At 72.2% G+C, this 24159-nt stretch carries 23 protein-coding genes; 17 read left to right on the top strand and 6 right to left on the bottom strand.

Annotated features, from left to right (window positions below):
- The first annotated feature begins 148 nt into the window (after positions 1 to 148).
- The 7 genes from JOE38_RS08290 to glmM all read left to right on the top strand — a co-directional run bounded on the left by JOE38_RS08290 (position 149) and on the right by glmM (position 6464).
- Positions 149 to 1144: a DNA-directed RNA polymerase subunit alpha gene (locus JOE38_RS08290; protein ID WP_012039273.1), complete on the top strand. Its 996-nt coding sequence runs from the start codon at positions 149 to 151 to the stop codon at positions 1142 to 1144.
- 52 nt (positions 1145 to 1196) lie between these two features.
- On the top strand, positions 1197 to 1760 hold the full coding sequence (rplQ, locus tag JOE38_RS08285; protein WP_204575689.1) for a 50S ribosomal protein L17: 564 nt from the start codon (positions 1197 to 1199) through the stop codon (positions 1758 to 1760).
- A 104-nt stretch (positions 1761 to 1864) separates the two neighbouring features.
- Complete coding sequence (locus tag JOE38_RS08280; RefSeq protein WP_239544782.1) at positions 1865 to 2956, top strand: GNAT family N-acetyltransferase; 1092 nt, start codon at positions 1865 to 1867, stop codon at positions 2954 to 2956.
- A complete protein-coding gene (truA, locus tag JOE38_RS08275) occupies positions 2953 to 3957 on the top strand; it encodes a tRNA pseudouridine(38-40) synthase TruA (RefSeq protein ID WP_204575688.1) in 1005 nt (334 codons plus the stop codon). Before JOE38_RS08280 ends, truA begins: the two co-directional genes overlap by 4 nt.
- 151 nt (positions 3958 to 4108) lie before the next feature.
- On the top strand, positions 4109 to 4555 hold the full coding sequence (rplM, locus tag JOE38_RS08270; protein WP_012039269.1) for a 50S ribosomal protein L13: 447 nt from the start codon (positions 4109 to 4111) through the stop codon (positions 4553 to 4555).
- A 50-nt stretch (positions 4556 to 4605) separates the two neighbouring features.
- Entirely contained in the window at positions 4606 to 5091 is a 486-nt protein-coding gene (rpsI, locus tag JOE38_RS08265; protein WP_043668864.1) for a 30S ribosomal protein S9, read from the top strand.
- 23 nt (positions 5092 to 5114) lie between these two features.
- Positions 5115 to 6464, top strand: a complete 1350-nt coding sequence (gene glmM / locus JOE38_RS08260) for a phosphoglucosamine mutase (RefSeq protein ID WP_204575687.1) — start codon at positions 5115 to 5117, stop codon at positions 6462 to 6464.
- Between the two features lie 21 nt (positions 6465 to 6485).
- Here glmM and coaA read toward each other — a convergent pair whose 3' ends face one another.
- On the bottom strand, positions 6486 to 7445 hold the full coding sequence (gene coaA, locus JOE38_RS08255) for a type I pantothenate kinase (RefSeq protein WP_204575686.1): 960 nt from the start codon (positions 7443 to 7445) through the stop codon (positions 6486 to 6488).
- Between the two features lie 107 nt (positions 7446 to 7552).
- On the opposite strand from coaA, the gene glmS reads away from it, so the two are divergent.
- The 7 genes from glmS (at position 7553) to JOE38_RS08220 (ending at position 15376) form a co-directional block, all read left to right on the top strand.
- Positions 7553 to 9403, top strand: a complete 1851-nt coding sequence (gene glmS / locus JOE38_RS08250; protein WP_204575685.1) for a glutamine--fructose-6-phosphate transaminase (isomerizing) — start codon at positions 7553 to 7555, stop codon at positions 9401 to 9403.
- A gap of 10 nt (positions 9404 to 9413) precedes the next feature.
- Positions 9414 to 9773 carry a holo-ACP synthase gene (locus JOE38_RS08245; protein WP_204575684.1) on the top strand — a complete coding sequence of 120 codons (360 nt, stop codon included), beginning with the start codon at positions 9414 to 9416 and terminating at the stop codon, positions 9771 to 9773.
- Positions 9770 to 10927, top strand: a complete 1158-nt coding sequence (gene alr / locus JOE38_RS08240; protein ID WP_204575683.1) for an alanine racemase — start codon at positions 9770 to 9772, stop codon at positions 10925 to 10927. Before JOE38_RS08245 ends, alr (JOE38_RS08240) begins: the two co-directional genes overlap by 4 nt.
- The gene (alr, locus tag JOE38_RS08235) at positions 10924 to 12615 is read left to right on the top strand and encodes an alanine racemase (protein ID WP_204575682.1); all 1692 of its coding nucleotides are present in this window, start codon (positions 10924 to 10926) and stop codon (positions 12613 to 12615) included. Before alr (JOE38_RS08240) ends, alr (JOE38_RS08235) begins: the two co-directional genes overlap by 4 nt.
- 9 nt (positions 12616 to 12624) lie before the next feature.
- A complete protein-coding gene (tsaB, locus tag JOE38_RS08230) occupies positions 12625 to 13242 on the top strand; it encodes a tRNA (adenosine(37)-N6)-threonylcarbamoyltransferase complex dimerization subunit type 1 TsaB (protein ID WP_204575681.1) in 618 nt (205 codons plus the stop codon).
- Positions 13239 to 14867 carry a tRNA (adenosine(37)-N6)-threonylcarbamoyltransferase complex transferase subunit TsaD gene (tsaD, locus tag JOE38_RS08225; protein WP_204575680.1) on the top strand — a complete coding sequence of 543 codons (1629 nt, stop codon included), beginning with the start codon at positions 13239 to 13241 and terminating at the stop codon, positions 14865 to 14867. The genes tsaB and tsaD overlap by 4 nt, the downstream gene beginning before the upstream one ends.
- 104 nt (positions 14868 to 14971) lie before the next feature.
- Entirely contained in the window at positions 14972 to 15376 is a 405-nt protein-coding gene (locus tag JOE38_RS08220) for a DUF4190 domain-containing protein (RefSeq protein ID WP_015491160.1), read from the top strand.
- Positions 15377 to 15457: 81 nt separating this feature from the next.
- On the opposite strand, the gene JOE38_RS08215 is transcribed toward JOE38_RS08220, so the two are convergent.
- Positions 15458 to 16660, bottom strand: a complete 1203-nt coding sequence (locus JOE38_RS08215; RefSeq protein WP_204575679.1) for a class I SAM-dependent methyltransferase — start codon at positions 16658 to 16660, stop codon at positions 15458 to 15460.
- Between the two features lie 144 nt (positions 16661 to 16804).
- On the opposite strand from JOE38_RS08215, the gene groES reads away from it, so the two are divergent.
- The 3 genes from groES to JOE38_RS08200 all read left to right on the top strand — a co-directional run bounded on the left by groES (position 16805) and on the right by JOE38_RS08200 (position 19611).
- Positions 16805 to 17101 (top strand): co-chaperone GroES, encoded by a 297-nt coding sequence (groES, locus tag JOE38_RS08210; protein ID WP_012039257.1) that lies wholly within the window; start codon positions 16805 to 16807, stop codon positions 17099 to 17101.
- A gap of 97 nt (positions 17102 to 17198) precedes the next feature.
- Positions 17199 to 18152, top strand: coding sequence for an EamA family transporter RarD (gene rarD, locus JOE38_RS08205; RefSeq protein WP_204575678.1), 954 nt, complete (start codon positions 17199 to 17201; stop codon positions 18150 to 18152).
- A gap of 178 nt (positions 18153 to 18330) precedes the next feature.
- Positions 18331 to 19611 carry an ABC transporter substrate-binding protein gene (locus JOE38_RS08200; RefSeq protein ID WP_204575677.1) on the top strand — a complete coding sequence of 427 codons (1281 nt, stop codon included), beginning with the start codon at positions 18331 to 18333 and terminating at the stop codon, positions 19609 to 19611.
- Between the two features lie 352 nt (positions 19612 to 19963).
- Here JOE38_RS08200 and JOE38_RS08195 read toward each other — a convergent pair whose 3' ends face one another.
- Genes JOE38_RS08195 through JOE38_RS08180 form a run of 4 tightly spaced genes read right to left on the bottom strand, consistent with a single transcriptional unit; the run spans position 19964 to position 24040 of the window.
- The gene (locus JOE38_RS08195) at positions 19964 to 20722 is read right to left on the bottom strand and encodes an ABC transporter ATP-binding protein (RefSeq protein ID WP_012039254.1); all 759 of its coding nucleotides are present in this window, start codon (positions 20720 to 20722) and stop codon (positions 19964 to 19966) included.
- On the bottom strand, positions 20719 to 21642 hold the full coding sequence (locus JOE38_RS08190; protein ID WP_204575676.1) for an ABC transporter ATP-binding protein: 924 nt from the start codon (positions 21640 to 21642) through the stop codon (positions 20719 to 20721). The genes JOE38_RS08195 and JOE38_RS08190 overlap by 4 nt, the downstream gene beginning before the upstream one ends.
- A complete protein-coding gene (locus tag JOE38_RS08185) occupies positions 21635 to 22606 on the bottom strand; it encodes a branched-chain amino acid ABC transporter permease (RefSeq protein ID WP_204575675.1) in 972 nt (323 codons plus the stop codon). The genes JOE38_RS08190 and JOE38_RS08185 overlap by 8 nt, the downstream gene beginning before the upstream one ends.
- A 6-nt stretch (positions 22607 to 22612) precedes the next feature.
- Entirely contained in the window at positions 22613 to 24040 is a 1428-nt protein-coding gene (locus tag JOE38_RS08180) for an ABC transporter permease subunit (RefSeq protein WP_204575674.1), read from the bottom strand.
- Between the last annotated feature and the right edge of the window lie 119 nt (positions 24041 to 24159).

The raw sequence follows: 24159 nt of genomic DNA, 5'->3' as shown, positions 1-24159 counted from the left end.
GCCGCTGCCGTCCCGCTCCACCAGGAGGGGACGGCGTCGGCCGATCCGCCGTGTGTCCGATCGACCAATTCACTACCCGCCCGGGCCGCCACCCGGGGGGCATCGCAGGCGTCATATAGCGGACGCCTCGCCGAAAGGAAACAACACAGTGCTCATTGCGCAGCGCCCCACCCTCACCGAGGAGTCCATCTCGGAGTTCCGCTCGCGGTTCGTCATCGAGCCGCTCGAGCCCGGCTTCGGCTACACGCTCGGCAACTCGCTCCGCCGCACGCTCCTCTCGTCCATCCCCGGCGCGGCCGTCACCAGCATCCGGATCGACGGCGTGCTGCACGAGTTCAGCACCGTCCCCGGCGTGAAGGAGGACGTGACCGAGATCATCCTCAACATCAAGGGCCTCGTCGTCTCCAGCGAGCACGACGAGCCGATCACCGCGTACCTGCGCAAGCAGGGTGCGGGCCAGGTCACGGCCGCCGACATCTCGGCCCCGGCCGGCGTCGAGATCCACAACCCCGAGCTCGTCATCGCCACGCTCAACGAGAAGGCGAAGTTCGAGCTGGAGCTCACGATCGAGCGCGGCCGCGGCTACGTCTCGGCGACCCAGAACCGCAGCGAGTTCAGCGAGGCCGGCCAGATCCCGGTCGACTCGATCTACTCGCCCGTGCTCAAGGTCACCTACCGCGTCGAGGCCACCCGTGCCGGCGAGCGCACCGACTTCGACCGCCTCGTGGTCGACGTCGAGACCAAGTCGGCCATCACGCCGCGCGACGCCATCGCGTCCGCCGGTCGCACGCTCACCGAGCTGTTCGGCCTGGCGCGCGAGCTCAACTCGGCCGCCGAGGGCATCGAGATCGGCCCCGCGCCGGTCGACGCCGTCCTCAGCTCCGAGCTGTCGATGCCCATCGAGGACCTCGACCTCTCGGTCCGGTCGTACAACTGCCTCAAGCGCGAGGGCATCAACAACGTCAGCGAGCTCGTCGCCCTCTCGGAGACGCAGCTCATGAACATCCGCAACTTCGGACAGAAGTCGGTGGATGAGGTCAAGGACAAGCTGGTCGAGCTCGGTCTGTCGCTGAAGGACGCCGTCCCCGGCTTCGACGGCGCGCACTACTACAGCTACGACGAGGACGAGACCACCACCAACTGATCCGTCCGGCCTCGGCCGTACGCCTTCTTTCGACACTTACGGAGACAAGACCATGCCCAAGCCCACCAAGGGTCCCCGCCTCGGAGGCGGCCCGGCGCACGAGCGCCTCATGCTCGCGAACCTGGCCCAGAGCCTCTTCGAGCACAAGTCCATCAAGACGACCGAGACGAAGGCCAAGCGCCTGCGTCCCGTCGCGGAGCGCCTCGTGACGTTCGCCAAGCGCGGCGACCTGCACGCCCGCCGCCGCGTCATGGGGATCATCCCCTCGAAGAGCGTCGTGCACGAGCTCTTCACGGAGATCGCGCCCCTCGTCGCCGAGCGCGACGGCGGCTACACCCGCATCACGAAGCTCGGCTTCCGCAAGGGCGACAACGCCCCCATGGTGCAGATCGAGCTCGTGCTCGAGCCCGTGACCCCGAAGGTGCGCTCCTCGCGCACCTCCACCGCGACGGCTCCGGCCGCCGCTGCTCCGGTCGCCGAGGCGCCCGCGGAGGAGCCCGAGGTCCCCGTCGAGGAGACCGACGCCGTCGAGCACACCGACGCGACCCCCGCGGAGACGACCGACGAGGCCGCCGCCGAGGTCGAGGCCGACGCCGCGGAGAAGTCCGACAAGTAGCAGCACCGCACCATCCCGAGAGCCCCCGGCGCCCTGCGCGTCGGGGGCTCTCGTGCGTCCGGCTGGGCCTGGGGCGGCCGCGCGGGCCCCGGTACCCTGGACGGATGACCGACACGAGCACGACCCTGCCGGACGATCCCTCCTCCACCGCTCCCATCCCGCTGCCGGAGGGACCCGACGGGATCACCTGGCGCGCCATGGCGCATGAGGACGTCGACGCGCTCGTCGAGCTAGCGGGCCTCGTGGCCGACGCCGACCACCCGGAGTACCGCGCCACCCGCGACGAGGTCGCCATGTCCCTGGGGTTCTCCTACGTCGACCTGGCACGGGACGCGATCGTCGCCGTCGATGCGGAGGGCCGTCTGGCGGCCGAGGGCTCCGCGATCGTCAAGCCCGACGACGAGAGCGTCGTGCGCGGCCACATCTCCGGCGGCGTCCGGCCCGACCTCCGCCGTCGCGGCATCGGCGCGCGCCTGCTCGACTGGCAGATCGCCCGGGCCACCCAGGCGCTCGAGGTCGCCCAGCCCGCGGACCACGTCGAGGATCCCGTGCCCACCCGCATGGGCATCGAGTTCCCCGACGACTCCGCCGGCGCGACCGCCCTCGCGACCTCGCGCGGCTTCACGCCCAGCCGCTACTTCATCGAGATGCACCGCGACCTCCAGACGGAGCTGCCCGACGTGCCGGCGCCCGAGGGCCTGCGGCTGATCCCCGTCACGCGCGAGTGGTGGGAGCGCACGCGCCTCGCCAAGAACGACGTGTTCCGCGACCACTGGGGATCCGAGCCCATCAGCGTCGAGCGCTGGGAGGCGTTCCTCTCCCTGCCGACCGCGCGCGACGACCTCTCGGTGATCGCGGTGACGGGCGACGGCGAGGACGCCGTCGTGGCCGGATTCGCGATGGCGGAGGTCACGCCGGAGAACTGGGAGCGGGCCGGCTACACGTCCGCCTACATCGCCCTCGTCGGGGTTCGCCGGGAGTTCCGCGGGCGCCGGCTCGCGCAGGCGCTGCTGTCCGCCGCCCTCGCGGGGTTCCGCGTCGAGGGCGTCCAGCGCGCCGTGCTCGACGTCGACTCCGACAGCCCCACGGGCGCGCTCGACCTGTACGAGCACCTCGGGTTCACGCAGTCGAGCCGAACTGCGGTCTACGAGCGCGAGGTCGGCATGACGCGTCCGCGGGGATCCGCCGCCCGATGACCGACGTCGACGGGACGGAGCCCGCCGGCACGCGCCTCCGGATCGACGTCGCGTACGACGGCACGGGGTTCGCCGGCTGGGCGAAGCAACCCGGGCTGCGCACCGTGCAGGGCGCCCTCGAGGACGCGCTCGCGCAGCTGCTCGCCCGGACGCCGCCCGCGCCGACGCTCGTCGTCGCCGGGCGGACCGACGCGGGCGTGCACGCGACCGGCCAGGTCGCGCACCTCGACCTCACGGAGGCGCAGATCGCGTCCCTCGACCGGGCGCCGCGGGGCCGCGCCGCCGATGCCGCCGCGGGGGAGGAGCCGCACGTCCCCTCGGTCGCGCGCGCCGCCGCGGCCCTCGCGCGCCGGATGAACGGCGTGCTCGGCGCCAGGTCCGACGTCGTCGTCCTCGACTGCGCCCCCGCGCCCGACGGGTTCGACGCGCGCTTCTCCGCGACCTGGCGGGCGTACCGCTACCGGATCTCCGACGCCTCCGGCCCCCGCGACCCCCTGCAGCGGCACCGCACCGTCGAGGTCCCGGTCGCGCTGGACGCCGCCGTGCTGCAGGAGTCGGCCGACGCCCTCCTCGGCCTCCACGACTTCGCCGCGTACTGCAAGCCGCGCGAGGGGGCGTCGACCATCCGCACGCTGCAGGAGCTGACGTGGACCCGCGCGGCCGACGGCGCGCTCGAGGCGGTCGTCCGCGCGGATGCCTTCTGCCACAGCATGGTGCGCGCGCTCGTGGGCGCATGCGTCGCCGCGGCGTCCGGACGCGTCGGCGTCGCCCGGCTCCGCGAGCTGCTCGAGCTCCGCGAGCGCACGAGCGAGTTCACCGTGATGCCGGCGCGCGGACTGGTGCTCGAGCGGGTGGGCTACCCGCCCGACGCGGAGCTCGCGGCGCGGAACGCGATCACCCGGAATCGGCGCGCGGCGCACGAGGTGGACGCGATCGTCGAAGGCGCCGCGGCGGCCGCTCGCGACCTGGCCCGCATCCGCGACACGCCCGGGATTGCCTGATCGCCCGGGATCGCGTACTCTGAACCGGTTGTCTGCGCGCATGCGCGCGGCGACGTACAAGGTTGAGCCCTCCACCGGATGCGTTCTCGTCAGAACGCCCACGGAGCGGGATCCACGACCATCTCACCTCGAAAAGAAGGCAGTCAGATCAATGACGCGCACCTATTCCCCCAAGGCCAGTGAGGTCCAGCACGACTGGGTCGTCATCGACGCCACGGACATCGTCCTCGGCCGTCTCGCCAGCCACGCCGCCGCGCTCCTGCGCGGCAAGCACAAGGCCACGTTCGCCCCCCACATGGACATGGGCGACTTCGTGATCATCGTCAACGCCGAGAAGGTGGCGCTCACGGGCCAGAAGCTCGAGAAGAAGCTGGCCTACCGCCACTCCGGCTACCCGGGCGGCCTCACGGCCACCACCTACGTCGAGATGCTCGAGAAGCACCCCACGCGCGCGGTCGAGAAGGCCATCCGCGGCATGCTGCCGAAGAACTCGCTGGGTGCGGCGCAGCTGAAGAAGCTCAAGGTCTACGCGGGCCCCGAGCACCCCCACGCTGCTCAGCAGCCCACCCCGTACACCCTCGGCCAGGTCGCTCAGTAGCTCCGGCTGCCGACAGCGACGACCAAAGACCTCAGAAGGAATCGAACCCAGTGGCTCAGATCTCAGACTCCCTCGACGTGGCTCCCGAGAGCTTCTCGACCGAGACCCCGAACGAGGAGGCCCCCAAGGCCCCCCGCGCGGTCCTCAACGTGTCCGGCGGCGCCGTCGGACGACGCAAGCAGGCCATCGCCCGCGTGCGCCTCGTCCCCGGCTCCGGCTCGATCACGGTCAACGGCCGTGAGTTCGCGGACTACTTCCCCAACAAGCTGCACCAGCAGCTCGTGAACGACCCGTTCAAGGTGCTCGACCTCCTCGGCAGCTACGACGTCGTCGCGCGCATCTCCGGCGGTGGCCCCTCCGGCCAGGCCGGCGCCCTGCGCCTCGGCATCGCCCGCGCCCTCAACGAGATCGACGAGGAGAACAACCGCGCCACGCTCAAGAAGAACGGCTTCCTCAGCCGCGACGCGCGCGTCAAGGAGCGCAAGAAGGCCGGACTCAAGAAGGCCCGCAAGGCGCCCCAGTTCTCGAAGCGCTAAGGCGCTCGGGCACACCGGCAGCCATGCCCCGGCTCTTCGGCACGGACGGCGTCCGCGGACTCGCCAACGGCGAGACCATCACCGCGGACCTCGCCCTGCGCCTGGCCCAGGCCGCCGCGCACGTGCTCGGCCAGGACGCCCGGGATTCCGGACGACGACCCGTCGCGGTCGTCGCCCGGGATCCCCGGGTGTCCGGCGAGTTCATCGCGGCGGCCGTGGCCGCCGGCCTCGCGAGCTCCGGCGTCGACGTGTTCGACGCCGGGGTCATCCCGACGCCGGCCACGGCGTACCTCATCGCGGACTTCGACGCCGACTTCGGCGTGATGATCTCCGCGTCGCACAACCCCGCTCCCGACAACGGGATCAAGTTCTTCGCCGCGGGCGGACGGAAGCTCGCCGACGAGCTCGAGGACCGCATCGAGGCGCAGCTGAGCCAGCCCGTCCTGCTCCCCACGGGAGCCGACGTCGGCCGCATCCGCCGCTTCGCGGACGCCGAGGACCGCTACGTCCTCCACCTGCTCGGCACGCTGCAGCACCGGCTCGACGGGATCCACGTGGTCCTCGACTGCGCGCACGGCGCCGCCGCGGGCATCAGCCCCGAGGTCTTCACGGACGCGGGCGCGCGCGTCACCGTCATCGGCAACGACCCCGACGGCATGAACATCAACGACCGGGTCGGGTCCACGCACCTCGACCTGCTGGCCGAGGCCGTCCTCGCGCACGGCGCCGACGTGGGCATCGCGCACGACGGCGACGCGGACCGCTGCCTCGCGGTCGACCACACGGGCGCGATCATCGACGGCGACCAGATCATGGCCGTCCTCGCGCTCTCCATGGCCCGTCGCGGCCTGCTGGCGGAGCGCACGCTCGTCGCGACCGTCATGAGCAACCTCGGCCTCCGCATCGCCATGGCCGAGAACGACATCACGGTGCTGCAGACGCGCGTCGGCGACCGCTACGTGCTCGAGGCCATGAACGAGGGCGGCTACTCGCTCGGCGGCGAGCAGTCCGGGCACCTCGTCATCGCGGAGCACGCGACGACGGGCGATGGGATCCTCACGGGCATCCAGCTGCTCGGCGAGATGGCGGCGACGGGGAGGAGCCTGCACGAGCTCGCCTCGGTGATGACCGTCTACCCGCAGGTGATGATCAACGTGCGCGGCGTCGACCGCGAGCGCGTGGGCGACGACGCCGAGCTGAACGCCGCCGTCGCGCGCGCGGAGGCCGAGCTCGGCGACACCGGCCGGATCCTCATGCGCGCCTCGGGCACCGAGCCCATGATCCGCGTGATGGTGGAGGCCGCCGACCAGGCGACCGCCGAGCGGCACGCCCAGGAGCTGGCGGCCCTCGTCACGGAGCGCCTCGCCATCTAGCCCCGCGGCCGCCGGAGCAGGTCAGAGCTTGCGGAGCAGGACGTTCGCGACCGAGTGGTCGGCGTCCTTGCGCAGCACGAGCGTCGCGCGCGAGCGGGTCGGCCGGATGTTCTGCTCGAGGTTCGGCTCGTTGATGGACGACCAGATCCCGCGGGCGCGCGCCACGGCCTCGGCCGGACTGAGCTCCGCGTACCGGTGGAAGTAGGAGCGCGGGTTGCTGAACGCCCCGCGCTGGAGGCTGAGGAACCGCTCCTCGTACCACTGCGCGATGTCGTGGGTGCGGGCGTCGACGTAGATCGAGAAGTCGAAGAGGTCGCTCACGGCGAGCTTGGCGCCGGACGCCGCCGGCTGCAGCACGTTGAGGCCCTCGATGATGAGCACGTCCGGCTGCCGCACGACCACCTCGGCGCCCGGGACGATGTCGTAGGCGAGGTGCGAGTAGAACGGCGCGCGGACCTCGGCGACGCCGCTCTTGACCTGCGTGACGAACCGCAGCAGCGCCCGCCGGTCGTACGACTCGGGGAAGCCCTTCCGCTCCATGAGGCCCCGGCGCTCGAGCTCGGCATTCGGATGGAGGAAGCCGTCGGTGGTCACGAGCTCGACCCGCGGCGTGTCCTCCCAGCGCGCCAGCATCTCGCGCAGCAGGCGCGCGACAGTCGACTTGCCGACGGCCACCGATCCCGCGACGCCGATGATGAACGGCGTGCTCTTGGCGCGCTCGCCGAGGAACGCGCTCGTGTCCCGGTGCAGCTTCTTCGTGCCCGTGACGTAGAGGTTGAGCAGTCGGCTGAGCGGGAGGTAGACGTCCTCGACCTCGCGCATGTCGAGCCGGTCGCCGATGCCGCGCAGCTGGACCAGCTCGGTCTCCCGCAGCGGCAGGTGCGTGGCGGGCGCGAGGGCCGCCCAGTCGGCGCGGGCGATCTCCACGAACGGGGAGACGTGCCCATGGCTCGTCGGGGATCCCGTCGCGGTGTCTGGCATGGCCCCTCATCCTACGGCGGGGCGGCGCGGGCGACCGGGCGGCGGGGCGCGCCCGGCGCGCGGGACGCGCAGGGGATCCGGGATCCCCGACGGTAAACTCGTGCCCCATGTGCGGAATCGTGGGTTACGTCGGTGAGGCCAGGAGCCTCGAGGTCCTCCTCGGAGGGCTGCGGAGGCTGGAGTACCGCGGATACGACTCCGCGGGCGTGGCCGTGCTCGACGCCGACGGCACGCTCGGCGTCCGCAAGCGCGCGGGCAAGCTCGACCGGCTCCTGGAGGACCTGGAGGCGTCGCCGCTCCCGGACGGATCCACCGGCATCGGCCACACGCGCTGGGCCACGCACGGGGGCCCCACGGACCGCAACGCGCACCCGCACCTGGGCGACGACGGCAAGCTCGCTCTCATCCACAACGGCATCATCGAGAACTTCGCGGAGCTCAAGGACGACCTCCTCGCGGACGGCTACACGTTCGAGAGCGACACGGACACCGAGGTCGCCGCGCGCCTCCTCGGCCGCGAGTACGGCGTCACGCAGGACCTGGAGCAGGCGTTCCGGAACACGGTGAGCCGGCTCGAGGGCGCGTTCACGCTCCTCGCCGTGCACCGCGACCAGCCCGGCCTCGTGGTCGGCGCCCGCCGCAACTCGCCGCTCGTCATCGGGCTGGGCGACGGCGAGAACTTCCTCGGATCCGACGTCGCGGCCTTCGTGGAGTTCACGCGCCGCGCAGTCGCCATCGGGCAGGACCAGATGGTTGCCATCCGCCCCGACTCCGTCACCGTCACCGACTTCCACGGCGCCCCCGTCGAGACGCACGAGTTCGAGATCGCGTGGGACGCCTCCGCCAGCGAGAAGGGCGGCTGGTCGAGCTTCATGGCGAAGGAGATCAGCGAGGGCCCGGATGCGGTGGCCAACACCCTCCGCGGCCGCATCGTGGACGGCGTCGTCGTGCTGCCGGACCTCGACGCGATCGGCGAGGTCGACCTCGCGGACATCTCGCGCATCGTCATCGTCGCGTGCGGCACCGCCGCGTACTCGGGCATCCTCGGCAAGTACGCCATCGAGAAGTGGGCCCGCGTCCCCGTGGAGGTCGAGCTCGCGCACGAGTTCCGCTACCGCGACCCCGTGCTCGACGCGACCACGCTCGTCATCTCCATCAGCCAGTCCGGCGAGACCATGGACACGCTGCTGGCCGTGCGCTACGCCCGCGAGACCGGCGCGCGCGTCCTCTCCATCTGCAACACGCAAGGCGCCACCATCCCGCGCGAGTCGGAGGCCGTCGTCTACACGCACGCGGGCCCCGAGGTCGCGGTCGCGTCCACGAAGGCGTTCGTCGCGCAGGTCGCGGCGCTGTACCTGTTCGGGCTGCACCTCGCGCGCATCCGCGGCACGCTCTCGGCCGACGAGATCGTCGCCAACACGGAGGAGCTCCTCGCGATCCCGGAGAAGCTCGCCACCGTCGTGGAGCAGGGCGAGAGGATCAGCCAGCTCGCGAAGTGGATGGCCGACACGCGCGCCGTGCTCTTCCTCGGCCGCAATGTCGGCTTCCCGGTCGCGCTCGAGGGCGCGCTGAAGCTCAAGGAGCTCGCGTACATCCACGCCGAGGGCTTCGCCGCGGGCGAGCTCAAGCACGGGCCCATCGCGCTCATCGAGCCGGGGCAGCCCGTCTTCGTCATCGTGCCGAGCCCCGTCCACCAGCTCGCGCTGCACAAGAAGGTCATCTCCAACATCGAGGAGATCCGGGCGCGCGGCGCCCGCGTCATCGCGATCGCCGAGCAGGGCGACGCGTTCGTGCTGCCGCACGCCGACGAGGTCATCCCGATCCCGCTCGCCGCGCCGCTGTTCGAGCCGCTGCTCGCCGTCACGCCGCTGCAGATCTTCGCGATGGAGCTCGCGGCGGCCAAGGGCCTCGACGTCGACCAGCCGCGCAACCTCGCGAAGTCCGTCACGGTCGAGTGACAGCGGCGGCGTGATCAGGGGCATCGGCGTCGACGTGGTCGACGTGGCGCGTTTCGCCCGGAGCGCCGAGCGCACTCCGGGACTCGTGCCGCGCCTGTTCGCGCCGGCCGAGCGGCCCCTGCCCGTGCGCTCGCTCGCGGCGAGGTTCGCGGCGAAGGAGGCGCTCATCAAGGCGCTCGGCGGTCCCGGCGGGATCAGCTGGCAGGACATGGAGGTCGTGCGCGACGAACACGGCGATCCGTCGTTCCGGGTGGGCGGCGTCGTCGCGGAGGTGGCGGCCGCGCGAGGCGTGACGCGGATCCACCTGAGCATGAGCCACGACGCCGGCCTCGCCACCGCGTTCGTCGTCACCGAGGGGGAGGCACCGTGACCGACGAGGCGACCGTCCAGGTCCCCGCCGCGCTCCGCCGCGAGGCCCGCATCGACACGGCCGCGATCGCGGCGAACGTGCGGACGCTGCGGGAGACCACGGGCGCGCCGCTCGTGATGGCCGTGGTCAAGGCCGACGGCTACGGGCACGGCGCCGTCGCGTCGGCGCGCGCGGCGCTCGCGGGCGGGGCCGACCGGCTGGGCGTGGTCGACATCCGCGAGGCGCTGGTGCTGCGGGCGGCCGGGATCGAGGCGCCGATCCTCACATGGATGCACGCGCCCGGCGCCGACTTCGCGACCGCGATCGAGGCCGGCATCGACCTGGGGCTCAACAGCCTGCGTCAGGTGCGCGAGGTCGCGGACGCCGCGCGCCGGGTGGGCCGCGCCGCGGAGGTGCACCTCAAGGTCGACACCGGCCTCGGCCGCAACGGCGTGACGCCGGCGGAGTGGCCGGGCGTCGTCGCGGAGGTCGCGGAGCTCGTCGCGGACGGCCGGATCCACCTCGGCGGCGTCTTCAGCCACCTCGCGAACGCCGGCGAGGACGAGGACCTGGCTCAGGTCCGCGCGTTCCACCGTGCGGTCGACGTGGTGCGGGCCGCGGGGCTCGAGCCCGGGATCCGCCACCTCGCCGCGACCGCGGGCGCCCTGCGGGTGCCGGAGGCCCGGCTCGACATGGTGCGCCTCGGCATCGGGATCTACGGCATCTCGCCGCTCGACGGCGTCACGTCCGCCGACCTCGGCCTCGTGCCCGCCATGACCCTCGTCGGCAGCGTCGTCGCGGTGAAGCGCGTGCCCGCCGACACCGGCGTCTCCTACGGCTACACGTACCGCACCACCCGGGCGACCACCCTCGCGCTCGTCTCGCTCGGGTTCGCCGACGGCGTGCCGCGGCTCGCGAGCAACCGCGCGCCCGTCGCGATCCACGGCGCGCGCTTCCGGGTGAGCGGCCGGATCGCCATGGACCAGTTCGTGGTCGACGTGGGCGACGGCGTCGTCGACGGGATCCCGGTGGCGGTGGGCGACGACGCCGTGCTGTTCGGGGATCCCGCGACGGGCGCGCCCTCGGTGGAGGAGTGGGCCGAGGCGACCGGCACCATCGGCTACGAGATCGTCGCGCGCGTCGCCGGCCGCGTGACCCGGAGGCACTCCGCATGAGCGACGCCGTCCCCGCGCCCGTCCCGGACGGACCCGTCGCGCCCGGCCGTCGCGCCGTCATCGACCTCGACGCGATCCGCCACAACGTCCGCACGCTCGCGGCGCTCGCCGCCCCCGCGCGCACGATGGTCGCCGTGAAGGCCGACGCCTACGGCCACGGCGCCCTCCAGGTCGCGCGCGCCGCCCTCGAGGCCGGCGCCGAGAGCCTCGCCGTGCTCGACGTCGCGTCGGCGGTCGAGCTCCGCCGCGCCGGCATCGACGCCCGCCTCCTCGCCTGGCTGCACGGGGTCGACACCGACTTCCGCGTCGCGGTGGAGGACGGCATCGACCTGGGCGTCTCGGCGCTGTGGGAGCTGGAGCGCATCGCGGCCGCCGGTCGCGCGACGGGGATCCGCGCCCGCGTCCACCTCAAGGCCGACACCGGCCTCAGCCGCAACGGCGCCACGCCCGAGCTGTGGCCGGATCTCGTGCGGGCCGCGGTCGCCGCCGACGCCGCGGGCGAGCTGACGCTGCATGCGCTGTGGTCGCACCTCGCCGACGCCTCGCCCGAGGACGACGACGCCGCGCTCGCCCGCTTCCACGAGGCCGTGCGCGTGGCCGAGGAGCTGGGCGCGCGCCCGGTCGAGAAGCACCTGGCGGCGAGCTCCGCGGGGATCCGCCTGCCGGCCGCCCGCTTCGACATGGTGCGCTTCGGCATCGCCGTATACGGCATCTCGCCGTTCGACGACCGCTCCGGTCGCGACCTCGGGCTCGTCCCGGCGATGACGCTCGAGGCCGACGTCGTCTCCGTCAAGCGCGTCGAGGCCGGGCACGGCGTCTCGTACGGCCTCGACCACCGGACGACGGGGCCGTCGACCCTCGCGCTCGTGCCGCTCGGGTACGCCGACGGGATCCCGCGCATCGCCGCCCCCCACGCCTCCGTGCTCCTGAACGGCCGCCGCTTCCCGATCGCCGGCCGCATCGCCATGGACCAGCTCGTGCTCGACGTCGGCGACCTGCCCGTCGAGGTCGGCGACACCGCCGTGATCCTCGGCCCCGGCGACCGCGGCGAGCCCACCGCCGAGGAATGGGCCGGCTGGGCCGAGACCATCGGCGACGAGATCGTGACCCGCGTCGGCCCGCGCGTCGACCGCGTGCACCTGCACGAGCGCGACGATGCGACCGAGGCGCCGGCCGACGAGGTCCTCTCTGACGAGCTCGTCCCCGTCGCGACCACCGACGACATGGAGGAGCTCGGCCGCGCCGTCGCGCGCGAGCTCGGCGCGGGCGACCTCGTCGTCCTGTCCGGCCCGCTCGGCGCGGGCAAGACCACGTTCACGCGCGGGCTCGGCGACGGCCTCGGCGTCCGCGGGCCCGTCACGAGCCCCACGTTCGTGCTCGCGCGCACGCACCCGAGCCTCGTGGACGGCCCGCCGCTCGTGCACGTCGACGCCTACCGCCTGGCCGACGCCCGCGAGCTCGACGACCTCGACATCGACTACGCGCGCTCGGTCGTGGTGGTCGAGTGGGGCGAGGGCAAGCTCGACGGCGTCGCGGAGGAGTGGTGGGACCTGCGCATCGCGCGGCCCACGGGCGCGGGCGACACCCATGCCGACCCGGCGGCCGACGCCGACGCGGATCCCGACGCCGCCTCCGAGGAGCCCCGCACGGTCCGCATCCGGCGGCTCCGCGCGCGGCCCCGCGCCTAGACTCGTCGAGTGCTCCTCGCGATCGACACCTCCGCCGGCACGGGCGTCGCCGTCATCGACCCCGACGGCCGCGTGCTCGCCGAGCGCCAGGAGGCCGACACCATGCGGCACGCCGAGGTCATCGGCACGCTGCTCGACGAGTGCCTCACCGCGTCCGGCATCGAGCGCTGCGACGTCCGCGCGGTCGTCGCGGGCATGGGCCCCGGCCCGTTCACCGGCCTCCGGGTCGGCATCGCCGCGGCCCGCGTGCTCGCCACCGGCCTGGGCGTGCGCGTGATCCCCGTGGTCAGCCACGACGCCGTCGCGCACGACCACTACGCGGCCGGCGGCACGGGATCCCTCGTGGTCGTCACGGACGCACGCCGCCGCGAGCTGTACTGGTCCGTCTACCGCGAGCCCACGCCCGGCGGCGTCGCCGAGCGCACCGCGGGCCCCGGCCTCAGCAAGCCCGACGACGTGCCCGCCGCCGACCACCGGATCGACGCGGCCGGCGTGCGCGCGGCGTCGCTCGCGCAGGTCGCCCGCCGGATGGACGAGCTCGACCTGCCCGTCGCGGCCGACGAGGCGCTCTACCTCCGCTCGCCCGACGTCACGGTCTCCTCCGGCCCGAAGCGGGTCACCTCGTGAGCGTGCTGTTCCGCACCGCCGAGGTCGCCGACCTGCCCGCGCTGATGCACCTCGAGACCACCACGTTCGTCTCCGACGCCTGGTCGGCGGACGCGATGCGCGGCGAGCTGACCGCCCGCCACGGCTGGTACGTCGTGGCGGTCGACGAGGCCGACGGCGCGATCCTCGGCTACGCCGGGCTCTCCTGCCCGCGCGGCGCGCACGCCGCCGACGTCCAGACCATCGCCGTCGCCGACGGCAGCCGCGGCCGGGGCATCGGCCGCGCCCTGCTCACCCGGCTCGTCGCGGAGGCGCACTCCCGCGGCGCCCGCGAGGTCCTGCTCGAGGTGCGCGCCGACAACCCGGTCGCGCAGGCCCTGTACTCGTCGCTCGGCTTCGAGGCCATCGCCGTCCGCCCGCACTACTACCAGCCGGACGACGTCGACGCCGTCGTGATGCGCGTCGCCCTCGCCGCCACGCCGCCCGCGGTCGCCGAGCCGCGGGACGCGCCTGCCGAGCGCACCGAGCCCGCCGCATCCGGCGCCCCGGGCACGGAAGCGGACCCGGCCGCGACCGCGGCGGACGACGCCGGCCCCCTCGTCCTCGGCATCGAGACCTCGTGCGACGAGACCGGCATCGGCATCGTCCGCGGCCAGACGCTCCTCGCCAACGTCATCTCCAGCTCCATGGACGAGCACGCGCGATACGGCGGCGTCGTGCCCGAGGTCGCCGCACGCGCGCACCTCGAGGCGCTCACCCCCGCGATCGACGCGGCGCTCGCCGAGGCGGGCGTCGCCCTCCGCGAGCTCGACGCGATCGCCGTCACCGCGGGCCCCGGCCTCTCCGGCGCGCTCATGGTCGGGGTCGGCGCGGCGAAGGCGCTCGCCGTGGCCCTCGACATCCCGCTGCACGGCGTCAACCACCTCGTCGGGCACGTGGGCGCCGACCTCCTCAGCACCGACGGCGGGCCCGGCATCCCGCTCGAGACCCCGAGCATCGCGCTCCTCGTCTCCGGCGGCCACACGTCGCTCCTCCTCGTGCGCGACCTGGTCGACGACGTCGAGCTCCTCGGCGAGACCATCGACGACGCCGCGGGCGAGGCCTTCGACAAGGTCGCGCGCGTGCTCGGACTGCCGTACCCGGGCGGCCCGCACATCGACCGGGTCGCGGCCGACGGCGACCCGAAGGCGATCCGCTTCCCCCGCGGTCTCTCCCTCCCCAAGGACATGGAGCGCCACCGCTACGACTTCTCGTTCTCCGGCCTGAAGACCGCGGTCGCCCGCTGGGTCGAGAAGCGCCAGGACGCCGGCGAGCCCGTGCCCGTCGCGGACGTCGCCGCGAGCTTCCGCGAGGCCGTCGTCGACGTGCTGCTCACGAAGGCCGTCGCCGCGTGCGTCGACCACGGGATCCCGCGCCTGCTGCTCGGCGGCGGCGTCGTCGCGAACGCGCGCGTGCGGGAGCTGGCGGCGGAGCGCTGCCGGGCCGCGGGCATCGAGCTGCGGATCCCGCCCCTGTCGCTCTGCACCGACAACGGCGCAATGATCGCGGCCCTCGGTGCCCGCCTCATCGAGTCGGGCCGCGCGCCGTCCGGCCTCGCGTTCGGCGCGGACTCGACGCTGCCGGTCACCGTCGTCCAGGTCGGCTGACCCTCCCGACGCCCCCATTACGGGGACCTTTCGCGGCTATTTCCCGAACGGGAGAATCCCGGGGCACGCATCACGGTATGTTCCCAGGGACGAAAGGAACGACAATGACCGATCCGCAGAACCCGGACCGCTCCAACGACGGCTTCCCGCCCGCGCCGAGCCAGCCCGCCTACCCGGCCGCTCCCGCCGCAGGCTCCGACTCGCCCTACGCGGCGCCCTACCAGCCCGGCCAGGGCGGTGCGCCCGTCTCCAAGGGGCTGAGCATCACGTCCATGGTCCTCGGCATCGTGTCCGTCGTGACGATCCTCTTCTGGTTCCTCTCCGCGCCCCTCGGCATCGCCGCGATCATCACGGGCGTCCTCGGCAAGAAGCGCAACCCGGACGCGAAGGGCTTCTGGCTCACCGGCATCATCACCGGCATCGTCGGCCTCGTGCTCGCCGTCGGCCTCGCGATCCTCGGCTTCATCGCCCTGGCCGCGCTGCAGGAGCAGGGCTACACCACGCAGTAGCGCCACCCGCACTAGACGACGCGGCCGTCCCCTCAAGGGGGCGGCCGCGTCGTCGTGTCCGGGCGGGTCGGCTATCGGGCGTCAGCCCGCGTCGGCCCCGTGCCGGTCCGCGAGGATCGCCACGCGCCGCCCCCCGACGCGCGTCGCGATGAGCGTCGCCGACGCGTCGCCCTTCAGCTGCAGCCGCGTCCGCAGCCGCGCCGGATCCACGTCGACCCCGCGCTTCTTGATCTCCAGCGTCCCGATCCCGCGCGCCCGCAGCTCGCGCTTCAGCCGCTGCTCGTCGAGCGGCAGCACCTCGCGCACCCGGAAGCCGCGCGCGAACGGCGTCGCCTGCTCGCGCTCCGACGTGATCCACGCGATGCCCTCGCCGACCATGCGCCCGTCGAGCGAGCGCGCCAGGTCGCCGATGAGGCGGGCGCGGATCACGGCGCCGTCCGGCTCGTAGAGGTGCGCGCCCAGCTCGCCGAGCTCGGCGTCCTCGCTGTCGGCGGCCGACGTGAGCTCCGCCTGCGATCCGCCGCTGATCACGAGGGCCGCGCGCCGCACGCCATCGCGCCGCGTGGGCCCGAACCACAGGCCCATCTCCACGGCATGCCCGTCGACGGAGACCCACTGCGCCTCGGCCTCGTCGGGGATGAGGTCGCGGTCGAGGCCCGGTCCGAGCTTGATCCCGGCGGCCCGGCCCGTCGCCAGCTCGAACGCGGCCGAGAGCGTGGGGGAGTAGGCGTCCGGATCCGAGATGCGGCGGGTGGAGGAGTGCCCGTCCGTGCGCCGCGCGGGATCGAGGTAGACGCCGTCGACACGTCCGGCGTCGAACGCCTCGGCCGTGCCCTGCTCGACCTCGGCCTCGGGGAACGGCGCGAGGTTCCAGCCGGCGACCGCGGCGGTCACCTCGTCGCGCTCGACGGCCGTGACGCGGATCCCGATGGCCGCCATCGCCATCGCGTCCCCGCCGATCCCGCAGCCGAGGTCGGCGACGTGCGCGACACCCGCCTGCTGGAAGCGCCCCGCGTGCTGCGCGGCGACCGGCAGCCGGGTCGCCTGCTCGAGCCCGGCCTCCGTGAAGAGCATGCGCGCGGCGAACTCGCCGAACTTGGTCCGGGCCCGTGCGCGCAGGCGCGACTGCGTGAGGACGGCGGACACGAGCGCGGGGGAGTGCCCTTCGCCGCGGAGCGCGCTCACCATCCGCACCATGTCGTCCCCCGGCGCCGGCGCGGGGAGGGAGTCGAGCAGGCGGAGCCCCTCGAGCGAGAACACCTCGCGGAGGTCGGTCTGATCCATCCGCCCACCGTACCGGGGCGCCTCTGCACCGATTGGCACTCGCGTTGCGCGAGTGCAAGCGCGGCCCGTAGAATCTCACCTGGCACTCTCCCCGGGAGATTGCCAATCAGTCTTGTCCCTTAGTCACGAAGGAAGAGGTCAACCGTGTCGGTCTCCATCAAGCCGCTCGAGGATCGCATCGTCATCCAGCAGGTCGAAGCCGAGCAGACCACCGCGTCTGGTCTGGTCATCCCCGACACCGCCAAGGAGAAGCCCCAGGAGGGCGAGGTCGTGGCCGTGGGCCCCGGCCGCATCGACGACAACGGCAACCGCGTCCCGCTCGACGTCGCCGTGGGCGACAAGGTCATCTACTCCAAGTACGGCGGAACCGAGGTCAAGTACGACGGCCAGGACCTCCTCGTCCTCTCCGCGCGCGACGTGCTCGCCGTCATCGAGCGCTGACGCTCCGCCTCAGCGACACCGCACCACCGCTTCATCCGGGAGCCCGGCCGACACGTTCGGCCGGGCTCTCGTGCGTCCCTGGCGCTAGCCTCGGGAGGTGACGCGCCCCACCCCGGAGTCCTCGACCCGCACCGGCCTGATCGCCGCCGTCGGCGCCTACGGCCTATGGGGAGTCCTCCCCGTCTTCTTCCTGCTGCTCGTGCCGGCCGGGGCGTTCGAGATCGTCGGCTGGCGGATCCTCTTCTCGCTCGTCGTCTGCGCCGTCGTCATCACGGCCGCCCGGCGCTGGGGGCGCGTGGTCGCCATCGTGCGCCGGCCGCGGATCCTCCTCGGGCTCGGCCTCGCGGGCCACCTGATCCTCGTCAACTGGACCGTGTACGTGTACGGCACGCTCTCCGGCCACGTCGTCGAGACCGCGCTCGGCTACTTCATCAACCCGATCGTCACCGTGCTGCTCGGCGTGATCCTCCTGCGCGAGCGCCTCCGCCCGCTGCAGTGGACCGCCGTGGGCCTGTCTGCCGTCGCGGTCGCCGTCATCGCCGTCGGCTACGGGCAGCTGCCGTGGGTGTCGCTCGCGCTCGCCGGGTCGTTCGGCCTCTACGGGCTCGTGAAGAAGCGCGTCAGCGGAGGAGCCGACGCGCTCTCCGGCCTCGCCCTCGAGACGGCCTGGCTGGTGCCCGCCGCCACGACGATGCTCGTGATCACGGGTGCCGGAGCCGGCCTCACCATCGGCACGGTGTCGCTCGGGCACACGCTCCTGCTCGTCAGCACCGGCGTCGTGACCGCGGGCCCGCTCCTGCTCTTCGGATTCGCCGCCGGCCGTCTGCCCCTCTCGGTGATCGGGCTCACGCAGTACCTCGCTCCGCTGCTGCAATTCGCGTTCGGCGTCTTCGTGATGCACGAGGCCATGCCGCCCGAACGGTGGGCCGGATTCGCGATCGTCTGGGCGGCGCTCGTGCTGCTCACGATCGACATGATCCGCGCGTCCCGCCGATCGCTCTCCGCCAAGGTGCCCCCGCGGAGGGATCCGGCGGTCGTCGAGGGCATCTGATTCGGATCCCGTCGCGCATTTCCCGAATGGTAACGATCAGGTCGCGTTACACGACGGAAATGCCGATGCATTGTGTCCGTCTCATCCGCGCCATAGGGTCGCACCAGGCGAGGCGCGCATTCGCGTGCCTCATGCACCACATTCCCGAGCATCACCACACACATCCATAAGGAGCACCATGAGCGCATTCGGCAGGGCTTCGGCCTCCCGCTCACGATCCGCCCGCACCGCCCTCAGCGCCGTCACCATCGCGGTGGCCGGCGCCCTCGTCCTCGCCGGCTGCTCCGGCGGCGGCGGCGGAGGAGGCACCACGGCCGACGGCGGCCTGAACCTCAAGATCGGCACGATCCTGCCGCAGACGGGCTCCCTCGCGGTCCTCGGCCCGCCCGAGTTCGCGGGCGTGGACCTCGCCGTGAAGGACATCAACGACGCCAAGGCCGGCATCACGGTGACCAACACGGCCAAGGACTCGGGCGACACCACGACCGACATCGCGAGCCAGTCGGCCACCTCGCTCATCGCGGACGGCAACACCGCCATCATCGGCGCCGCGTCCTCGGGCGTCTCGAAGACCTTCATCGACCAGGTCACCCAGGCCGGTGTCGTGCAGCTCTCGCCGGCGAACACCTCGCCGGACTTCACGACCTACGCGGACGACGGCTACTACTGGCGCACCGCCCCCTCGGACGTGCTCCAGGGCCGCATCCTCGGCAACAAGATCCTGCAGGACGGCAAGACCAACGTCTCGATCCTCTACATGAACGACGCATACGGCACGGGCCTCGAGGAGAACATCAAGAAGACGCTCGAGGCAGGCGGCGCCACCATCGCCGCCGAGCAGGTCTTCGAGCCCTCCGCGACGGACTTCAACAGCGCGATCACCTCCGTGCTCGCCCCGAACCCCGACGCGCTCGTCGTCATCTCGTTCGACGAGATCAAGACCATCGCCGACCAGCTGGCGTCGAAGGGCTTCGACTTCTCGAAGTTCTACGGCACGGACGGGAACTACGGCGTCATCAAGGAGACCGACACCAACGTCGACATCGCGGGGGCGCAGTTCACGAACCCCGGCGTCGAGGCCAAGGAGGACTTCCAGACCCGCCTGCAGGACATGGTGAAGGCCGAGGGCGAGCCCGCCCTCACGGTGTTCAGCTACTCCGCCGAGTCGTACGACGGCACCGTGCTCCTCGCGCTCGCCGCGCTCCAGGGCAAGGCGACCGACGGCGCGACGCTGAAGGAGAACCTCCAGTCCGTCTCCGAGGGCGGCGAGAAGTGCACCACCTTCGCGGACTGCGCGAAGCTCATCGAGGCCGGCACCGACATCGACTACGACGGCCTCTCCGGCCCGATCACGTTCGATGAGAACGGCGACCCGACCGAGGCATACGTCTCCGTCTACAAGTACGGCACGGGCAACACCACGACCTTCGAGGAGCAGGTCTACGGCAAGCTCGACTAGCACCCGCACCACGCACGGCTGAGGGCCCGGTCCGCTTGGACCGGGCCCTTCGGCGTGCAGCGAGATGCTGAGGGCCGCCCGGGGGCGCGCGGGGCCCGTGGGCGCCCGGGGGCGCCCGTGGGCGCCCGGGGGCGCCCGGGGCAGCGTGGGCGCCCGCGCCTGTCGGCGGGAGCGCTGTCGTGCAGGGGCCGGATCGCCGTCGCGCGATGCCGTGGGCGCCGTCACGCCGCCAGCGAGGTCGACGTCGGGATCGCCGGTCGCCGCCGTCGCACGGGCCTCTCGCGGGCCCGCCCCGCACACGACGACGCGGCACCCCGGAGGGATGCCGCGTCGTCGTGTGCGGGGGGAGGGGTCAGGGCTGGGGCGCCGCCTTGGCCTTCTCCTGGTCGGCCGCGAGCGTGCCGAGGTACAGCTCGATGACCTTCGGGTCGTTCATGAGCTCGCGCCCGCGACCCTCGTACGCGTCCTTGCCCTGGTCGAGCACGTAGCCGCGATCGCAGATCTGCAGGGCACGCCGGGCGTTCTGCTCCACGATCATCACGGAGACGCCCGCGCGGTTGATCTGCGCCACGTTGATGAACGTCTCGTCCTGGCGCACGGGGGAGAGGCCCGCGGACGGCTCGTCGAGGAGCAGCACCGTCGGGTCCATCATGAGCGCGCGCGACATGGCGACCATCTGGCGCTCGCCACCCGAGAGGGATCCGGCGCGCTGCTTGAGCCGCTTGCCGAGCTCCGGGAACAGGTCGGTGACGAACGCCAGCCGCTCCTTGTACATCTTGGGCTTCTGGTACGCGCCCATCTGCAGGTTCTCGTCGATGGTGAGCGTGGGGAACACGTTGTTGTTCTGCGGCACCATGCCCACGCCGCGGGAGACGAGCTTGTCGGCCTTGAGCCCGGTGATGTCCTGGCCGTTCAGCTCGATGCTGCCGCCGCGCACGTTCACCTGCCCGAAGATCGCCTTCAGCAGCGTGGACTTGCCCGCGCCGTTCGGGCCGATGATGCCGACCAGCTCGCCCTTGTCGACGTGCACGTTGCATCCGTTGAGGATGTTGACCCCGGGCAGGTAGCCCGCGTGGAGGTCGGTGGTCTGGAGGACCCGCTCTGCCGTCACTTGTCTGCCGCTTCCTTCTCGATCTCGCTCTTCACGAGATCGGAGTCCATGTCCTTCGCCACCTCGCGCTGGCCCGTGAGGGTGCCGAGGTCGGTGTCGTGGTGGGCGCCGAGGTAGGCGTCGATGACGGCCGGGTCGCTCATCACGGTCGAGGGCGGGCCCTCGGCGACGATGCGGCCCTCGGCCATCACGACCACCCAGTCGGCGATCTCGTTGACCATGTGCATGTCGTGCTCGACGAACAGCACGGTCATGCCCTCGGTCTTGAGGTCGAGGATGTGGTGCAGCAGCGACTGCGTGAGCGCCGGGTTGACGCCGGCCATGGGCTCGTCGAGCATGACGAGATCCGGCTTGGTCATGAGCGCCCGCGCCATCTCGAGGAGCTTGCGCTGACCGCCGGAGAGGCTGTCCGCGTAGTCCTCCTCCTTGGCGTCGAGCTTGAACTTCCGCAGGAGCCCGCGGGCGCGCTCCGTGATCTCGTCCTCCTTCTTGCGCCAGAGGGGGCGGATCAGCGCGGAGAAGAAGTTCTCGCCGCTCTGGCCGGTGGCGCCGAGGCGCATGTTCTCCAGCACCGTCATGCCGCCGAGGGCCTTCGTGAGCTGGAAGGTGCGCACCATGCCGAGGCGGGCGACGCGGAAGGCGCTCATCCCGGCGAGGTCCTTCCCCGAGAACTCCCACGTGCCGGTGTTCGGCTTGTCGAAGCCGGTCAGCAGGTTGAAGAACGTGGTCTTGCCGGCGCCGTTCGGGCCGATGAGGGCCGTGATGGAGCCGCGGGGGATCTCGAGGTGGTCGACGTCGACCGCCTTCAGGCCGCCGAACTGCCGGCTGACGCCGTGCGCGACGATGATGGGGTCCTTCTTGGCGCAGCCCGGACCGGCGTCGCCGTCGAGGATGGCCGAGACCGGGGTCTTGTCAGGCAAAGTGCGTCTCCTTCTTCTTCCCGAAGATGCCCTGTGGTCGGAAGATCACGAGCAGCATGAGCGCGACGCCCACGATGATGAAGCGGATCGGGCCCTGCTGGGTGCTCGAGATGGGCAGCCAGTCGTTCGACACCGCGAGGCTGAGGAGGCCGTCCGAGAGCGACAGCGTGACCCAGAAGATGATCGAGCCGATGACCGGCCCGAAGATCGTGGCCGCACCGCCCAGCAGCATGATCGTGTAGAGGAAGAACGTGAGCTGCGTGCCGTAGTTGTCGGGCTGCAGCGACCTCGGGAGGATGAAGACCACGCCCGCGAGCCCGCCGAACACGCCGCCGAGCACGAGCGCCTGCATCTTGTAGGAGTACACGTTCTTGCCGAGCGCGCGGACCGCGTCCTCGTCCTCGCGCACGCCCTTCAGCACGCGGCCCCAGGGGCTGCGCATGAGCAGGAAGACCAGCAGGCAGGCGATGCCGACGAGGCCCCAGCCGACGATGCGGATCCACCACTGGTCGGCGGAGTAGGTGAGCACGCCGAAGCCGAAGCGGCCCTCGGGCAGGGGGTTGAGGTCGTTGAAGCCGGCCGCCGCGCCGTTGATGCCCTCGGAGCCGCCCGTGACGTCGGAGAACTCGGGCGTCTTGACGCTCAGCCGGATGATCTCGGCCGCCGCGATGGTGACGATGCTCAGGTAGTCCGCCCTCAATCGCAGGGTCGGGATGCCGAGGATCAGCGCGAACACGGTGGACGCGACGATCGCGGCGAGGAGCGACGCCCAGACGGGCCAGTCGTACATGACCGCCGTGATGGCGAACGCGTAGCCGCCGATGGCCATGAAGCCGGCCTGTCCGAAGTTGAGCAGGCCCGTGAAGCCGAAGTGGATCACGAGGCCGACGGTCGCGAGCGCGTACGCCGCGGTGGTCGGCGAGAAGATCTCGCCGAGCGCCAGGAAGATGAAGTTGGAGTTCATGCGCGGCTAACCGATCCGATCTTTCCGGCCCAGGATGCCCTGGGGCCTGATGAGCAGGATGACGATCATGACCACGAGCGCGGCCACGTACTTCATGTTCTCGGGCAGGACCATGGTGCTGACGTTGATGAAGACGCCGATCACGATCGAGCCGATGAGCGCGCCGAACGCCGTGCCGAGCCCGCCGAGGACGACGGCCGAGAAGACGAGCAGCAGGATGGACGCGCCCGTGTCCCAGCGCAGCGACTGGTAGTAGGCGATGAAGACGCCGGACAGGGCGGCGAGGGCCGCACCGCCGATCCAGACCACGCGGATCACGCCCTCCACGTCGATGCCCGACGCCGCCGCGAGCGAGCGGTTGTCGGAGACGGCGCGGGTGGCCTTGCCGATCTTCGTGTAGAGCAGCACGTACGCGACCGCCAGGAGCAGCACGACCGAGACGACCGCGCCGGCGACGTCGGTGAACTTCAGGCTCACCGGCCCGACGACCAGGAACGGCGCCGGGCTGTTCGGGAGCGTGAGGCGGTCGGCGCCGAAGATGAACTGGAAGAGGTAGCGCAGCGCGAGCGACAGGCCGATGGTGACGATCATGAGCGGCACCAGCCCGAGGCGCCGCTTCCGCAGCGGCTTCCAGATCGCCGCGTCCTGCGCGAACCCGAACGCCCCGCCGAGGATCACCGTGATGACGATCGCGAGCACCGGGTTGAGGCCGAGCACGTTGCTGAAGAGGTACGCCATGAGCGCGCCGAAGGTGACCAGCTCGCCGTGCGCGAAGTTGTTGAGGCCGGTCGTGCCGTAGATGAGGGAGAGGCCGATGGCCGCGAGGGCGAGCAGCAGGCCGAAGATGAGGCCCGTCACCACCTTGGGCCAGAAGATCTTCCAGAAGTTGTTCTGGGTGACGGGCTCCGCGGTGCCGGAGACCGCGCCGGTCTCCGTGTCCGGCGCGGCGGTCTCGCCGCCGGTGGAGGTCCCCGTGCCGGCTCCGGCGCTGGCGCTCGGTGCCGGGGTGGACCCGGCGGAGCCGGCCGCCGCGCCGTCCGGGGAGAGGAAGAAGAAGGCGGGCACGTTCTTGTTGCCCGCGGCCACGTCGATCTCGCGGGGGCTCGAGCCCGCCCGGGGGACGCCCGCGCCCTCGGGGATCGTCGACCCGTCGACCTCGACCGTGAAGGAGCCCGGTGCGCTGAGCCCGACCTCGGCCTTCCCGTCCGCGCCGGTCGTGCCGGTGGCCTCGACGCCGCCGCCCGAGACCTTCACGGTGACCCCGGCGATGCCGGTCTTGTCGGCGTCCGCCCGGACCCACACGAGCAGGGACTGCTCGGCGGACGCCGGGTCGACCGCCTGCGGCGCCGCGCGTGGATCCGCGTGCGCAGCCGATGGGGCCGAGAGGAGAAGTGCGGTGCAGGCGAACGCCACCGCGAGAATCAGGGCCCACATGCGCTGCGCGCGTGCTCCGGCCGAACCAGTGGCTATCACTAGACCTCCATAGGGGGAGCCGTGCGAGGGGTAAGTCCGCACAAGCACCGCGACTACCGTCAGGACGACGTTGGTTGACA

It is taken from the genome of Clavibacter michiganensis, assembly GCF_016907085.1.
GTDB lineage: Bacteria > Actinomycetota > Actinomycetes > Actinomycetales > Microbacteriaceae > Clavibacter > Clavibacter michiganensis_O.
The sequence above is the reverse complement of the archived record's forward strand: the minus strand, read 5'-3'. Positions and strand labels throughout refer to the sequence as shown.